The 15,110-nt window shown below is 56.4% G+C and carries 15 protein-coding genes; 5 read left to right on the top strand and 10 right to left on the bottom strand.

Annotation, left to right across the window (positions count from 1 at the left end; translation table 11 throughout):
- Window positions 1–6 precede the first annotated feature (6 nt).
- Window positions 7–1,035 (top strand): aminopeptidase, encoded by a 1,029-nt coding sequence (locus BUA49_RS04605; RefSeq protein ID WP_228704402.1) that lies wholly within the window; start codon window positions 7–9, stop codon window positions 1,033–1,035.
- Here the strand turns inward: BUA49_RS04605 and argA are convergent.
- From argA to coaBC, 7 genes are all read right to left on the bottom strand, one after another.
- The gene (gene argA, locus BUA49_RS04600; protein ID WP_072795906.1) at window positions 1,009–2,316 is read right to left on the bottom strand and encodes an amino-acid N-acetyltransferase; all 1,308 of its coding nucleotides are present in this window, start codon (window positions 2,314–2,316) and stop codon (window positions 1,009–1,011) included. The two genes, BUA49_RS04605 and argA, sit on opposite strands and share 27 nt — an antisense overlap.
- Window positions 2,317–2,358: 42 nt before the next feature.
- Window positions 2,359–3,555: an acetylornithine deacetylase gene (gene argE / locus BUA49_RS04595; RefSeq protein WP_072795905.1), complete on the bottom strand. Its 1,197-nt coding sequence runs from the start codon at window positions 3,553–3,555 to the stop codon at window positions 2,359–2,361.
- 26 nt (window positions 3,556–3,581) lie between these two features.
- On the bottom strand, window positions 3,582–4,835 hold the full coding sequence (locus BUA49_RS04590) for an acetylornithine deacetylase (RefSeq protein WP_072795904.1): 1,254 nt from the start codon (window positions 4,833–4,835) through the stop codon (window positions 3,582–3,584).
- A 24-nt stretch (window positions 4,836–4,859) separates the two neighbouring features.
- A complete protein-coding gene (gene argB / locus BUA49_RS04585) occupies window positions 4,860–5,756 on the bottom strand; it encodes an acetylglutamate kinase (protein WP_072795902.1) in 897 nt (298 codons plus the stop codon).
- A 61-nt stretch (window positions 5,757–5,817) separates the two neighbouring features.
- Entirely contained in the window at window positions 5,818–8,478 is a 2,661-nt protein-coding gene (locus tag BUA49_RS18175) for a phosphomannomutase/phosphoglucomutase (RefSeq protein WP_072795900.1), read from the bottom strand.
- A gap of 83 nt (window positions 8,479–8,561) precedes the next feature.
- Window positions 8,562–9,023, bottom strand: a complete 462-nt coding sequence (dut, locus tag BUA49_RS04575) for a dUTP diphosphatase (RefSeq protein WP_072795898.1) — start codon at window positions 9,021–9,023, stop codon at window positions 8,562–8,564.
- A gap of 1 nt (window position 9,024) precedes the next feature.
- Window positions 9,025–10,224, bottom strand: coding sequence for a bifunctional phosphopantothenoylcysteine decarboxylase/phosphopantothenate--cysteine ligase CoaBC (coaBC, locus tag BUA49_RS04570; protein WP_072795896.1), 1,200 nt, complete (start codon window positions 10,222–10,224; stop codon window positions 9,025–9,027).
- Between the two features lie 219 nt (window positions 10,225–10,443).
- Here coaBC and radC point away from each other — a divergent pair, with 219 nt between their 5' ends.
- The 3 genes from radC (at window position 10,444) to rpmG (ending at window position 11,740) form a co-directional block, all read left to right on the top strand.
- Window positions 10,444–11,118, top strand: coding sequence for a RadC family protein (gene radC / locus BUA49_RS04565; protein WP_072795894.1), 675 nt, complete (start codon window positions 10,444–10,446; stop codon window positions 11,116–11,118).
- 218 nt (window positions 11,119–11,336) lie between these two features.
- The gene (gene rpmB / locus BUA49_RS04560) at window positions 11,337–11,573 is read left to right on the top strand and encodes a 50S ribosomal protein L28 (protein WP_072795892.1); all 237 of its coding nucleotides are present in this window, start codon (window positions 11,337–11,339) and stop codon (window positions 11,571–11,573) included.
- A gap of 11 nt (window positions 11,574–11,584) precedes the next feature.
- Window positions 11,585–11,740, top strand: a complete 156-nt coding sequence (gene rpmG, locus BUA49_RS04555) for a 50S ribosomal protein L33 (RefSeq protein ID WP_072795890.1) — start codon at window positions 11,585–11,587, stop codon at window positions 11,738–11,740.
- A gap of 73 nt (window positions 11,741–11,813) precedes the next feature.
- On the opposite strand, the gene BUA49_RS04550 is transcribed toward rpmG, so the two are convergent.
- The 3 genes from BUA49_RS04550 to BUA49_RS04540 form a co-directional block, all read right to left on the bottom strand.
- Window positions 11,814–12,674, bottom strand: a complete 861-nt coding sequence (locus BUA49_RS04550; protein WP_072795888.1) for an endonuclease/exonuclease/phosphatase family protein — start codon at window positions 12,672–12,674, stop codon at window positions 11,814–11,816.
- A gap of 68 nt (window positions 12,675–12,742) precedes the next feature.
- Complete coding sequence (locus BUA49_RS04545) at window positions 12,743–13,378, bottom strand: thiol:disulfide interchange protein DsbA/DsbL (RefSeq protein ID WP_072795885.1); 636 nt, start codon at window positions 13,376–13,378, stop codon at window positions 12,743–12,745.
- 143 nt (window positions 13,379–13,521) lie between these two features.
- On the bottom strand, window positions 13,522–14,130 hold the full coding sequence (locus BUA49_RS04540) for a c-type cytochrome (RefSeq protein WP_072795883.1): 609 nt from the start codon (window positions 14,128–14,130) through the stop codon (window positions 13,522–13,524).
- A 173-nt stretch (window positions 14,131–14,303) separates the two neighbouring features.
- On the opposite strand from BUA49_RS04540, the gene yihA reads away from it, so the two are divergent.
- Entirely contained in the window at window positions 14,304–14,942 is a 639-nt protein-coding gene (gene yihA, locus BUA49_RS04535) for a ribosome biogenesis GTP-binding protein YihA/YsxC (protein WP_072795881.1), read from the top strand.
- The last annotated feature ends 168 nt before the right edge of the window (window positions 14,943–15,110 follow it).

Here is a 15,110-nt window from a genome sequence, read left to right as displayed (position 1 = left end):
ACATTTATGAGTGGTTGCTCCTCCATCAGCTACTACGCCCAGGCAATTCGTGGCCACCTTGCTCTGACGATGGCGGGCGAACCGGTCGACAGTTTTATCGCTAACAAAGGTACCCAGGACGGGCTCCGTAACAAGCTGATTCTGTCCCGGCAGGCCCGTCGTTTTGCAAGTGAGCGTCTGGGTCTGCCAACCGGAGACGCGTTCAAAGACTATGTGGCCCTTGATCGCCCCTGGGTGGTGGTTAACCTGGTCGCAGTGCCCGAGTTTTCCCTGCAACCACACCAGTGGTGCTATCCGGTTCTCGGTTGTCAGGCCTACCGGGGGTATTTCCACCTTGAAAGTGCCCGGCGGGAAGAGCAACACTTCCGTGCTGAAGGCTACGACACCTTTATCGGCGGTGTAACAGCGTACTCGACGTTGGGATGGTTTGACGACCCGTTGCACTCCGCTTTTACCAACCTGGCCGATGACCGTATGGTCGCCCTGATGTTCCACGAGCTGGCCCACCGCGTTGTTTACATTAAAGGGGATACCGCCTTTAACGAAAGCTTTGCTACCGCCGTCGAACTGGAGGGCCTGAAACTCTGGCTGACTAAGCAGGGTGACACGTCAGCATTCGGCCAGGCGCTTACCCGTCTTGAGCTGCGCAACAGAACCCACGCACTGGTAGAAACCGCCAGCACTGACCTTGAACAGCTTTACCAGCAACAGGGCGCGCTTTCTGAAAGCCATCTTCGCGAACATAAACAGCGCATTTTTGAGGAGCTCAATGTCGCCTACGAGCGCCTGCTTGCTAACGGCAGCGGAGGAAGAGAGGGACCTTTCGGAGCCCCGCCTGTGGCTTTCAACAACGCCCGCATTGCCCTGTTTACGCAATACAATCAGCACGTGCCGGCCTTTCGACAGCTACTGAAACAGTCCAGTTATGACTTCCCGGCGTTTTACCGCGCCGTGGAGTCGCTTTCACGGCAACCTGATAAGCAGCGCCGGCAGGCGCTGCAAGACCTGTCAGAGCGGTTTGAAGAAAACTTTTGAGTTGCGCTGAGTGTTATATGAGGCAAGCTTTGGCCCGGGCAAAGCCTGAACCGTGCTGGGCTGGAAGCCCCGCTCACGAAACCAGTGCTCTGTTTGTGTGGTGAGCACGAACAGCTTCTGGATACCCTGGCTGCGGGCTTGTTTTTCGACCATCAACAGAATCTCGTCGCCACGCCCGGCGCGGCGATAGGCGGCATCCACCGCAAAACAGGAGAGCTCACCCGCGCCCTCATCCGGATAGTTATGCAGAGCGGCGCAGCCAACAATAGTGCCGTCGCGCTCGGCGACAACAAAGTGCTCAATATCAGTTTCCAGCATTTCCCGCGGCCGCCTTACCAGGATACCCTGCTCTTCCAGCGGCTCAATCAGCCCCAGAATTCCGCCGATATCCTCGGCACGGGCCTGCCGGATCTGTTCGTAGTGATCACCACTGACCAGCGTACCCGTGCCGTCCCGGGTGAACAGTTCTTCCAGCAACGCGCCGTCGTTCACGTAGCTGATAATGTGCGCGCGCCTCACACCCTTCACACAGGCATCACAGGCAGCCCTCAACAGATCTGCATCGTGCCCGGAAACGGTCCCATCGGCCAACCGTTCCGGAGCCTGGCGTGCTGTAAGCTCACGGATAAGAGAACCGTCCTGTTCCAGCAACCCCTGGTCATCAATGAACACTATGAGCTTTTCCGCCTGCAGAGCCGCCGCCACCTGACTACCGACATCTTCGTACAGCAGATTAAAGGCGTCCCCTGTGGGCGAGTACCCCATAGGGGGAAGTAAAACGATATGCCCCTGCTCCAACAGCTTCTCGATACCGGCCACGTCAACACGCCGCACCTTACCGGTGTAACCGAAATCGATTCCATCCAGCACACCAACCGGCTTCGCGGTCACATAGTTGCCGCTGCTTACCCGGATACGAGCATTGTGCATGGGCGAATTCACCAGCCCCATGGATAACTGGCTCTCGAGGTGCGCCCGCAAGCCACCGGTTGCCTCCATAACCAACGACAAATGGCTTTCGGGGGTGATACGCAGGCTGCGAGAGAACGACGATTCCAGGCCGGCATCATCCAGGCGATTCTGAATCTGCGGGCGCGCGCCGAAGGCAACAACCAGGCGCACACCCAAGCTGCTCAGCAGCGCGATGTCATGGATGATGTTGATAAAGTTTTCATGTTCAACCGCATCACCCGGAATGGTTAACACAACCGTACGGCCACGGTGAGCGTTGATATAAGGCGATGAATGGCGAAATGAATGCAGCCAGCCGTTTGATTTCAAGTATTGCTCTCCAATCCGTGTTTCTTGCGAGTGCCAGGTTGCTTAAAGGCAAAACTGCTGGATAAGGCCCCTGAGAATTTTCACCGTGGGCTCCAGCTGCGACAACTCCAGAAACTCGTCCGGCTGGTGTGCCTGATCAATAGAACCTGGGCCCATAACCAGGGTTTCCATGCCAAGCTTCTGCAGCCAGGGAGCCTCGGTCGCAAAGGCAACCGCATGGGCAGTATGGCCGGTAAGCTGCTCACAGGCCTTCACCAGCGCGGCATCTGCCGGTGTTTCAAAAGGTGGAACGCCTTCAAAAAGCGGTTCAAACTCCATTATAAGTTGGCGTCGCTCAGCCACCGGCTGAACCCTGTGCAGAATATCCTGACGCAGGTTTTCCATACTCATTCCCGGCAGCGGGCGCAGGTCAAAGTGCAACTCACACCTGGCGCAGATGCGGTTCGGGTTATCGCCGCCGTGGATACAGCCAAGGTTGAGCGTTGGTACCTGCACGTCAAAATTCGGGTTGCTGTATTGCGCCTGCCAGTCTGTGCGCAAGGCAAGAAGTTCGCCAAGTGCCTCGTGCATCCCCTCAAGTGCATTGCGACCCAGCCCTGGGTCGGAAGAGTGACCAGACTGACCCTCAAACGTTAACCGCTCCATCATGATGCCCTTGTGCATACGCACAGGCTTGAGGCTCGTGGGCTCACCGATGACCGCGTAGCGGGCTTTCGGTTTGCCGGCCTCGGCCAGAGCCTTTGCACCATTCATGGAGCTTTCCTCATCCGCTGTAGCGAGGATAATCAGAGGCTGCTTCAGATCGGCGGCTGTAAACGCCTTGGCGGCTTCAATCGCCAGAGGGAAAAAACCTTTCATGTCACAGGTGCCCAGGCCGTACCAGCGATTGTCACGTTCGGTCAGGGTAAAGGGATCGCTTTGCCAACGCTTGTCATCAAAAGGCACGGTATCCGTGTGACCGGAAAGCACAAGGCCACCGGAACCACTGCCCAGAGTAGCAATCAGGTTGTACTTGCCGGGCATGCCGGGCACCGCAAGGATCTCCACCGAGAACCCCAGGGCTTCCAGCCACTCCCCAAGCGTTCGCACCACCGGCTCGTTGCTGTGATCCCACTCTGCCGATGCGCTGCTGATAGAGGGCAGCGAGATCAGCGTAGCAAGCATCTCACGCACGCCCGGGACGGTCTCGGCCCTGCTGGAAACTTTGCGGCTGTCAGTATCGTCACGGAAGTGCTGCATTCTAACTCCTTGCTCCAGCGTGGTTGCTATTGTGCGTGGCCGCGCCGCCAGACTTCAAAAGCCGTAATAGCGCGGATAGCTATCGGGTAGGCTACCTCCCCTCCTGCAACTTCCCGGGCAACTTCAAGTTCCCGTTCGGTAACGCTCGCCAGACGGCCTTCCACTAAGTTACCGTTCGAGAGTGACACTCGAATCTTGCGCCCGATCCATGCGGTCGCCTGCTCAAGATCTTCGGTATACCAGCTGGTAATCTCCGGATTCTCTCGGGGCACTACCGGCTCAAGGGCTTCTTTAGGAAGCTCAGGGGCAACCGGTTCGGCTTTGCGAAGGAAAACATCTGGCACCATGGCGCCATTGTATTGCAGCTCCCAAGCCACGGTACCATCCGCATTTTCACCCTCTGAGCGCACCGGTATACCCAGCGCCTCTGAACCCGGCCGCACAGACGCTGTTATTTCCCCACCCTCAAGCAGCCACTGCCGGTATAGCGCCAGTAACTGATCGCTGGCATGCCAGCCACGGGCCTTTAGCCCGGCCTCGAAAGCGTCCAGGGCATGCCCCGCCCACTGAGACGGATCTGCACCGGATTCACGGGCACAGTAGGCTGCAACCCGACGCATAAGCCCGCCGTCTCTCAAAGTAACTTCAATGGGTTGAGAGGAGCTCGTCAGCGTCGCTTCAGGCGATATCATGTTGATACGTGCACCCGGCCAATTAAGCTCCAGGCTGCCGGTGTTGGCGGAGTTCAGCTCAAGATGAACGCGATCAGAAGTCTGCTTAACAATAAGCTCGCCGGCCAAACGCGTGATCCCCATACGCAACAGATCACCACTACCAAGCTGCTGACGCGGATCCGGTGCACAGGGAAGCGCAAACAACGCCGCCTGCTCACCCCCGCTGGCTCCATCTGCGGTAACCCAGTTGCGGAACATGGTTGCCTCGAGCACCAGTGCCAACCCTTCTGCCTGCAGCGACCAGCTGGCTGGCAGATCGGAGGGATCCACAAGCGCCTTCAGCAGGGCAACGGGCGAGCCCGCGTCAAATTCTGCCCGGCCAATAGCCAATGGCTGGGTCAGCTCAAAATCCTGCCAGTATGCGCCAGACAGTACCAAGCGGCCCTCGACTCCGGAGCCAATCTTGCCACGTTCCAGAACCCCGCTCCCGCCAAGCGCCTGACGCGCTTCTGACAAGCGCTGATCCGTCAGCCACCAGACTCCCGCCTTAAACGCGGCAAAACCAAGCAGAGCGGCCAGAATCAGAGTTGTGAGCAGACGTTTCATTCGGAAAGTCCTCAGGCAGCGCCGTCAGTTGCGGGAAATCAGGGTGCCGACACCCTCATCCGTAAAGATTTCCAAAAGGCAAGCGTGAGCCACCCGGCCATCAATAATATGGGACGTTCGTACGCCATTTTCTACCGCGCTCAGAGCGCAGCGGATCTTCGGCAACATGCCGCCGTGAATAGTTCCGTCTTCAATCAGGTCGTTCACCTGCTGCGCGGTCAACCCGGTGAGCACCTTGTCTTCCTTGCTCTTGAGGCCGGATACGTTGGTCAGCAGCATCAGCTTTTCGGCCTTCATGGCCTCTGCGACCTTACCGGCAACCAGGTCTGCGTTGATATTGTAAGAAGCGCCATCGGGACCAACGCCAATCGGCGCAATCACCGGAATCACGTTACTCCGGGTGAGCATATCAATCACGTCCACATTGATACTGGCCACCTCGCCAACTCGCCCTATATCAATAATCTCAGGGCGCTCCAGCTCCGGCGAACGATCCATCACTTCCAGCTTCCGGGCGCGAATGAGGTTGGCATCCTTCCCGGTCAGGCCTATGGCGGTGCCGCCCTGGGCATTGATCAGAGAAACAATTTCCTTGTTTACCAGGCCCCCCAGCACCATTTCCACCACATCCATGGTTGCGGCATCGGTAACACGCATGCCGTTCACAAAGCGGGACTGGATATTGAGGCGCTGCAGCAGTTCGCCAATCTGGGGACCTCCACCATGGACAACAATCGGGTTGATGCCCACCAGCTTCATAAGTACGACGTCGCGGGCAAAACTGCTCTTCAACTCCTCGTTCTCCATGGCGTTGCCGCCATACTTGATAACAACCGTTTTCCCGGTAAACCTTTGGATGTACGGTAACCCGCGACTCAGAACTGTCGCCACCTGCATTGCTGTTTCACGATCCAGCGTCATCTTGTTGCCTTAATAAATCAGTATTAAAAATCGGGAAGCCTGGGCACCAGCATGACTGATATCAGAAGTCAGCCACGAGATCCGGCGCCACCTTTTTGAGCTGAGCCCGGAAAACATCTTTTATCCGCTCCAGAGCCTCTTGCGTTTCGGCCTCAAAGCGCAGCACCAGAACTGGCGTAGTATTGGAAGCGCGACACAAACCCCAGCCATCGGCGTAATCCACACGGATCCCGTCTATATTGCTGATATTACCGTCGCCAAAGTCACCCTCCTTGCCCAACTGTTCAATGATGGTGAACTTACTGCTTTCGGTCACTTCGATGTTCAGCTCTGGTGTGCTGATATCCTCCGGAAAATCTTCAAACACCTCATCACTGTGGCGGTCTTCAATGCCCAGTATTTCCAGTAGTCTGGCAGCCGAATAGAGCCCGTCATCAAACCCGTACCAGCGCTCCGCGAAGAAAATGTGGCCACTCATCTCGCCCGCCAGAAGAGCTCCGGTTTCCTTCATTTTGGCCTTCATCAGTGAGTGGCCAGTTTTCCACATGATGGGGCGTCCGCCAGCTTCGGAAATCACGCCAGCAAGCCTGCGGCTGCATTTCACGTCGTAAAGCACATCGGCGCCAGGGTTTCGCGACACCACATCACGGGCAAAGAGCATCAGCAGGCGATCCGGCCAGATAATCTTGCCGGTATTCGTCACCAGGCCCAGGCGGTCACCGTCACCATCAAACGCCACGCCGAGGTCTGCGCCTTCGGCTTTTACCCTCTCAATCAGGTCAGCAAGGTTGGCGGGTTTACCCGGGTCCGGATGGTGGTTCGGGAAGTCTCCGTCAACATCGCAGTACAGCGGGATGACTTCACATCCAAGCTCTTCAATCAGCATGGGGCCTAACTCGCCCGCAATACCGTTTCCAGCATCAACCACAACCTTGAGCGGCGCTGCGACGGCGATATCACCAACAATACGGTCAAGATACGCCCTTCGAACGTCTTCAGAGGACCGGGTGCCGCGGCCAGCGGCAAGGTCGCCTGTCTGCACCCGCCGGTAGAGCGCCTTAATTGCATCGCCGGAGAGGGTCTCCCCCCCCAGCATGATCTTGAGGCCGTTATAGTTGGCCGGGTTATGACTGCCAGTCACCATAACACCCGACCCATTCTCAAGATGATGGGTTGCAAAATAGAGCACAGGCGTTGGTACTGCACCCACATCAATGACGTTACAACCCGCGGCCATAACGCCTCGTGCCAAAGCATCCGCCAACTCAGGGCTTGAGTGCCGACCATCGTAGCCGATGCATAGTGATGCCAACCCGCGGCTGATTGCTTCTGAGCCAATAGCTGCGCCAATCCGCTCGACAACGGACGAAGACAGAGTCTCGCCGACAATGCCCCGGATATCGTAGGCGCGGAAAATACCCGGTGACATCTCTACTGCCGGCTCATCCGTCTCTTCAACCTCCGGCATCTCTCCACCGGTAAACAATGAACTGTCATTGTTGCCGCCACCAAAGCCCAGAACATCTTCGTCACCGTCCAGCATGTCGATATCCGGCACCTCCTTGTCCTGAAACAGGGGCTCGGCGTCTGCCGCTTCTGTCGTCCTGGTGCCCTTCACGGGCTTTGGCCGAGCGTTTTCTGCCGCCTTGGCCAAGCGCTTGTCCACCACCTGGGATAGCCGATACAGCACCTCGCCGGCGGAGGCAACCATGTTCCACTGGAAGGCAGGCAGCTTCTGGCGCTCACCGCTAAACACCTTATGGGCCCATTGAATCAGATTGGTCACTTCGTGGCGCAGGCTTTTTTGGGCAATGACCAGCAACCACCAGACCAATATCGCAGCTACCAAAGCCGGCACGCCCACCAACAGCGCCACCATCAGGATACTGACAGGGGGCTCCGGCAGGACGCCCGGTTTATAGCTAACAGTCCAGTCCGGGTTGGAGAGCGCACGGATTTCCCTGGTGCTCGCGCCGACACCCCCACCGTTCCCCTTTCCAACGAAGGTGCTGGAAGTCCCCGTGACGGTTTGCACCAGCGTAAGCTCACCGCCGAGCCGTGTGTTTACGACTGAAAGAAGCGGCTGCATAAGTGATGCGTCGAAGACCACCAGAAGGCTGCCCACAACGGCTCTACTAGCCGGATTACGCACAGGCGCTGCCATTTGCATATACCATTGGCCTTCCCGGGGAAAGGCGTCCGGATGCAGGGTCTGACCGCTTTCCGCACGGCGCGCCATTTCAAGTCCTGCAAAACCCAGCAGACCGTTTCCGTTCCCTGTCCTTGGAATCTGGCGATAAGGGAAAAGAAAAGCAGCTTTAACTCCTGGCAGGGCAGTAGCCAGTTTTTGCTCAACAACCCCCGTATCGACATCGGCGCGCCCCATCAACGTATCCACCACGTGAGGCTGAGTTGCCAGGCCGTTTACACTCTGTTGCATCAGCGCAAGGTACTGATTTATACGTTGCGCGGCCGCATCTGCCTCAACGGTTTTCCAGGTATTAAAGCGTTTGTCTGCAGCAGGCTGCAGCACCAGAAAATGCACCAGAACAACGGCTGCCACGCCTGCCAGCAGAACCACCAATGCCTGGCTTAAAGCCGTTGAGCCGAGGCGTTTCAGTTTTGAGCCTGCGGGCGCCCGGGCTTTCGGTTTTTGTTCAGCTTGTGCGGCCGGCTGCTCATCAACAGACGCCTCGGGAGTTTTCTTCTTACCCAGCTTCATAGTTAATCCTGCAATTATTTTTTTGCCCTGGACAAGCACTTAACGGCAAAGTATAGCCGTCACAACAGGTTTCTGCGCTGCCGTTAGGCGGTGCCTGTAGAGCCAAAGCCACCTTCGCCCCGGCTACTTGCGTCAAACTCGGAAACCACTTCAAAATCTGCCTGGACAACGGGCACCAGCACCAACTGGGCTATTCGCTCACCGACCTCAATCGTAAAAGTGGTGCTGCCGCGGTTCCAGCAGGACACCATCAACTCACCCTGATAGTCGGAATCAATCAATCCCACCAGATTGCCTAGCACGATACCGTGTTTGTGCCCGAGACCGCTTCTGGGCAGAATCATGGCAGCCAGCGACGGATCGGCAATATGTATGGAAAGCCCTGTGCGGATCAATTGTGTCTCGCCCGGCGCCAGCGTTAAGGGCTCATCAAGGCAAGCCCGCAAATCCAGGCCGGCAGAGCCTTCGGTGGCGTATTCAGGAAAAGCGATCTGACTGCCAATCCGGTCGTCGAGAATGCGTACCTGTAAACTCTTTCTGCTCATATTATCCCTGCTTCAGGTGTTGGCCAATTAGCGCCACAAGGCGTGACCCGATCGCCTGCTTGGTATCCGGGCCTATCGTTTCCTGTCCTCCCGACCAGAAAACAGTCACAGCGTTATTGTCACTGTTGAACCCCAAACCAGGGGCAGAAACATCATTGGCAACGATCATGCGCAAGTTTTTGCGCTGCATTTTGTCTTTGGCGTAGCGGGCAACGTCTGAGGTTTCAGCCGCAAAGCCCACAGTAAATGGTGCATCCTGGCGCCCGGCAATGGTAGCCAACGTATCCGGATTGCGCACCAGTGGCAGCGCCATGGCCTCATTGGTTTTCTTTATCTTGTCACTGGCACAACTCTCTGGCCGGTAATCTGCCACCGCAGCGGTCGCAATAAACAGATCACAGCCTTCGTCCACCGCTTGCGAGGACGCCTGCAGCATATCGTCCGCAGTAACGACACTGCGGACTTCAATCCCTGCCGGAGCCCGCAAAGCGACTGGCCCGCTGATCAGAAGAACACTGGCTCCTGCATCCCGGGCCGCGACGGCCAATGCATAACCCATTTTGCCTGAACTGTGATTACTGATATAGCGCACCGGGTCGATAGGTTCGCGCGTGGGGCCTGCGGTAATGACCACTCGCTTACCTGCAAGCTCGCCAGAGCCATTGCCTCCCTCCATTACCAGCCCGGCGATCGTTACCGGCTCAAGCATGCGCCCGGGTCCGTTATCGCCACAGGCCTGCTCGCCCTGATCCGGGCCCCAGAGCGTTATCTGCGGATCTTCGCTCAACAGGCGGATGTTGCGCTGCGTGCGTGCGTTACTCCACATCGCCTGATTCATCGCAGGCACCACTGCAATGGGAGCCTCAGTTGCGCAGCAGACCGTGGTCAGCAGGTCGTCGGCCATGCCCTGGGCAAGGCGCGCGATAAAATCCGCAGAGGCAGGAGCAATGACCACCTGATCGGCCCACTTCGCAAGCTCTATATGCCCCATTCCGGCTTCGGCTTCAGGGTCCAGCAGGGAGGTGCGCACCGGCTCTCCACTGAGAGCCTGAAAAGTCAGCGGCGTCACGAAGGCCTCGGCTCCCCGGGTCATAACAACCCTGACCTCGTTGCCGGACTTTTTCAGCAGGCGCACAAGCTCGGCACTTTTATAGGCCGCAATGCCGCCGGTTATACCCAGCAGAATCTTTCTGACCACCATAAAGGCTCCGTATCCACTTAAAAAGAAAGGCTTATAAGATAGCATGCCCTGACGATACCGACAGCCTGCCAGAACCCCAGTACGTTTACCGTTTGTTGCTTTTTGAAGTAACCTTTGTAAATGAAGAACGCTGGCAACGCCTTTTTGAGACGGTTATCGCGTTCGCTACCAAGGTGCAGGAAGCACTAAAGCCATCGAATTATACGCAAGGAAGCCGAAATGACCGATTCCGCCTGGCCCATAGACGAACGTCCCCGGGAACGACTGCTTGCCCACGGGCCTGAGAGCCTATCTGACGCCGAACTCCTGGCGATTTTCTTGCGCACCGGCACCACCGGAATGCCGGTAATGGTGCTCTCACGATTTTTGCTACAGGAGTTTTCTGGATTGCGCGGGCTGCTGACCGCTTCCCGCAGGCAGTTCTGTGGCGTAAAAGGGCTGGGCACTGCAAAGTATGCGCAGGTTCAGGCTGCCATGGAAATGGCCCGGCGGGTTATGGACGAGCCGCTGCGCCAGGGTGACCCACTGCGTTCACCGGAGGATACCCGGCGCTTTCTCACCAGCCGGCTGGGCACCTATCCTCACGAAGTCTTCGCAGGCCTTTTTCTCGACAATCGGCACCGGGTTATTCAATACCGTGAGCTGTTTCGCGGCACAATTGATGGCGCCGCCGTGTATCCACGGGAAGTTGTCCGGCAGGCCCTGGAAGACAATGCCGCCGCCGTTATTTTTGCTCATAACCACCCTTCCGGGGTAGCCGAGCCCAGCCAGGCTGACATCTCGTTGACCAAGCGCCTGAAAGATGCTCTCGGACTGGTGGATATCAGGGTTCTTGACCATATGGTAATTGGCCACGGTGAGGTAATATCCCTCGCGGAACGTGGACTGATGTAAGTCGCCACAAATCAGATGTCGGAAAACTGGCCAAATTCCCAACAATTTTTTGCGTTGGGGGGCTGGTTCTGGTATAAAAGCGTCCCTTTCTGGCGGCGTCTGGCGAGCAGCGTTCAGTTTAGAGGCGCAAACAGGGGCTAACCGTTCCTTGGCAACCAGAGACGCATTAAAAATTGAATTCGCATTTATTGAGACCATTGCTCAGGTCGGAGGCAAGTATGTCCAGAGTCTGTCAGGTTACCGGTAAGCGTCCGGTTTCCGGTAACAACGTATCCCACGCGATGAATCACACTCGTCGTCGTTTTCTGCCTAATCTGCAGAGCCACCGCTTCTGGGTTGAAACCGAGAAGCGTTTCGTGAAGCTGCGCGTATCCACCAAGGGTATGCGCATCATCGACAAAAAAGGTATTGACGCTGTACTGGCCGATCTTCGTGCCCGCGGCGAGAAATTTTAAGGAGCTGCATCATGCGCGAAAAAATCAAGCTGGTATCTTCAGCAGGCACTGGTCATTTCTATACGACCATCAAGAACAAGCGTAACACTCCGGAAAAAATCGAACTCAAAAAGTACGATCCGGTTGTCCGCAAGCACGTTGCGTACAAGGAAGCCAAGATCAAGTAACTACTGATCCGGCATCCACAAAAAAACCCGGCAATTGCCGGGTTTTTTTGTGGATGCTTCCTTTGTGGGTGACTCAGAACTTTTCCAGATACCCATCCGGAAGTGCAATATCCATGGCGATCGGCAAATGGTCTGACATAGGATAGCTCACCACTTCCGCGCGCCGGATCTGCAGGCTAGGACTCACCAGAATATGGTCAAGCGCTTTTTCAGGACGCCAGCTCGGAAAACTGTGCGCAGTATCAGGCAGAGGCACCAGATCGGTGTTCCTGAGCGGAGTCCGGGTCAGAAGCTCCTCAGCGTGGTTGTTCATATCCCCCATCAGAATCACATGCCGATACTTTGAAATCAGCTCACTGATAAAGCCGAGCTGACGCTGCTGCGCCGCCTTGCTCAACGAAAGATGCATCAGCACCAGGACCAGAGGGTCCTCTTCGGTGCCGTATCGGGCAACGATGGCGCCACGCCCCGGAATCAGCCCCGGCAACTTGTATTCTGTAACGTCCAGCGGCCGGAACCGGCTGAGCAAGCCATTGCTGTGCTGGGCAAGCTGCCCCAGGTTGCGGTTCAGCTGCTGATGCCAGTAGGGAATTCCCGCCGCCTCAGCGAGATACTGCACCTGATTGATGTACCCACTGCGCAGACTCCCGCCATCGCACTCCTGCAAAGCGACCACATCGTAGTTACTCAGCAGGGACGCTATGCGATCCAGGTTTTGAATACGGTTGCGATGGGGAAGAAAATGCTGCCAGCTTCGAGTTACGTAGTGGCGATAGGAGGACGTGCTGATCCCCACTTGTATGTTGAACGTCAGCAGCCTGAGATAACGCTGGGGCTCAAACGCAGGCACATGCTCCAGACCCGAGTTCGAGCCTTTCGGCTCGTCCCGGGCACTGATAATACCGTCCAGCCGCTTCCTGAAGCGTTTATACATAGACAACCTGCTGCCCTGCCCCGCTTGATAACCCTGCGAGTGAATAAGCTTCCCGGCGGAGCAATACTTTATTGTTCCGCAGCGTGCTCTTTCTCAACCAGATAATCGACAACCTCCAGCATCGCCTCAAGGCTACCCGCCATGGATGCGCTGACCGTGTACTTGCCATTTACCAGCATAGTCGGTGTACCGGTAACACGCGCACCCCGGATTTTTGACTGCGCCTGCTGCATGCGGGCATTTACGCCGAAGCTATTGTAGCTATCAAGGAATTCATCGCGATCCACGTCATGATCAGCAACAAAATCAGCCAGGGACTCTCCATCATTAAGAGGCAGATGCTGACCTGCCAGAGCATCAAACAAAGCATCGTGCAATTTATCCAGAGCATTGATGGCTTCAAGCGCATAGAAGGCCCGAGCGTGTGGCTCCCAGGAGCGGCCCAGGGCGGCGGGAATTCGCACATAGTTTACATAATCCGGAGCCTTTGCTTCCCAGCTCTCTGCCAGCGGCTTGAAATTGTAGCAATGCGGACAGCCGTACCAGAAGACCTCCGCCACCTCAACGCCGGAATCGGTTGCTGTGTGCACGGGGGTGTCCAGTTTTTTGTAGTGCGTACCTTCCTTCCAGTCGGCCGCATTGGCCTGGCCGAATACTGCCAAGGCTGTTAGCAGCAAGCCGATCGTTCTGAGCGCTCGGAACATGGAATATCTCCAGATTATATGAATGTCGTTATAGGGGGATTATGACCCGCCGAACCTGAAAAGTTCCACCATTCATGGATTACAGGATCGAAAGACAAAAAACCCCGCGCAAGGCGGGGTTTTTCAGGCGCCGAACTACTGAATCAGTTCAGGCCGGAAATGTAACTGGCAACGGCCTCAATCTCTGCATCCGTCAATCTGGACGCAACGTCCATCATGATGGCCGCGTTAGAACCGTTGGCTCGAGTACCGTCACGGTAGGCATTCAGCTGCTTGGTCAGATATTCAGCATTCTGCCCACCAAGGTGCGGGAACCCCGCAGGTTCGTTACCCTTACCCCGTGGGTTGTGGCAGCCAGCACAGGCCGGAACGCCGGAAGCCATATTACCACCACGATATACCGCAGCGCCTTTCTCTACCAGCTCCGGATCTGCTTGGCTGACGCCCATATCCTGCGTTGCAAAATACGCTGCCAGATCCTGAAGATCCTGCTTGGATTTACCATCAAGCTGGCCGGTCATCTCCGGAATAGCGCGAGCATTTTCCTGAATGGCCACCAGCTGGTTATACATATACTTTTCACCCAGCCCGGATATTTTTGGATAGACGCCCATAATCGGCTTCGCTCCACCCTGGCCATGACACGCCTGACAGGCCGCTGCACTCTGCTTGCCCGCTTCAGGATCTCCTGCTCCGTGCGCCATGGCTGTAAGGCCTACGCCGAAAACAAACCCTGCGATCAGTTTCTTCATGCTCGCTCCGCTTCTCTCATCTCGAAAATATTCTTTGTGTGCAGCCGGCAGGCGCTGACCAGTCAGGCTCAAAACCGGGACTGACAGCGGTTACGCCAAGCGTACCGCCCGGAATTGGTGTAGCATTATACATTAATCCCTGATAACTGAAATCCAAAGGAAAGCCAACCGCTGTGGACTCTGATCTGACTCAAAAAAGCCTCTCTTTTAACAGCGCCCGGTTCCTTGTCAGCGCGCCCAGATTGGAAGACTGCCCGCCAGACACGGGCGCTGAAGTCGCCTTTGCCGGGCGCTCGAACGCCGGAAAATCCAGCGCTCTGAACGCAATCACTGCGATTGGCAAGCTGGCCCGAACCAGTAAAACCCCAGGGCGCACACGCCTGATTAACTTTTTCTCCCTGAACCGTGAGCATACCCGACTGGTGGATCTGCCCGGATATGGCTACGCGAAAGTATCCCGGGATATGAAAGACGACTGGCAGAAACACCTCGGGCATTACCTGAACGACCGCCGTTGCCTGCGAGGCCTGGTTCTGGTTATGGATATTCGCCACCCGCTTACTGATTTTGACCAAATGATGGTGGAATGGTGCGAGCATAACAAGCTGCCACTGATGATTTTGGCAACCAAAGCCGACAAACTCAAATTCGGTCAGGCGAAAAACAGCATGCTGGACATTACCCGCAGGCTTGAGGCATTCACCTGTGTTAAACACCTTATCATGTTTTCATCCACCTCAAAGCGCGGCGTTGATGAGTGCCGGGCGGCGCTGATCAATTGGCTGGAAGGTTCCGAAGAGGCGCGGGGATAACACAGAAAAAACCGGCCTGTGAAAAAACAGGCCGGTAAAACGTCAGGGTTTGCGACGTGCTAAAACCTGAGAACTCACTCAGGGGACGCCAGAAATGTCCGGATTGCCGGCGCCACTCAATATGACAGGCTCTCCCGCAAAAGGTTCCGGGCCAGTTAAATTGTCACC

Origin of the sequence: Marinobacter antarcticus, from assembly GCF_900142385.1 — a bacterium.
Lineage (GTDB): Bacteria > Pseudomonadota > Gammaproteobacteria > Pseudomonadales > Oleiphilaceae > Marinobacter > Marinobacter antarcticus.
Note: the sequence above shows the minus strand (reverse complement) of the source record. Positions and strands in the feature narration are given on the sequence as shown.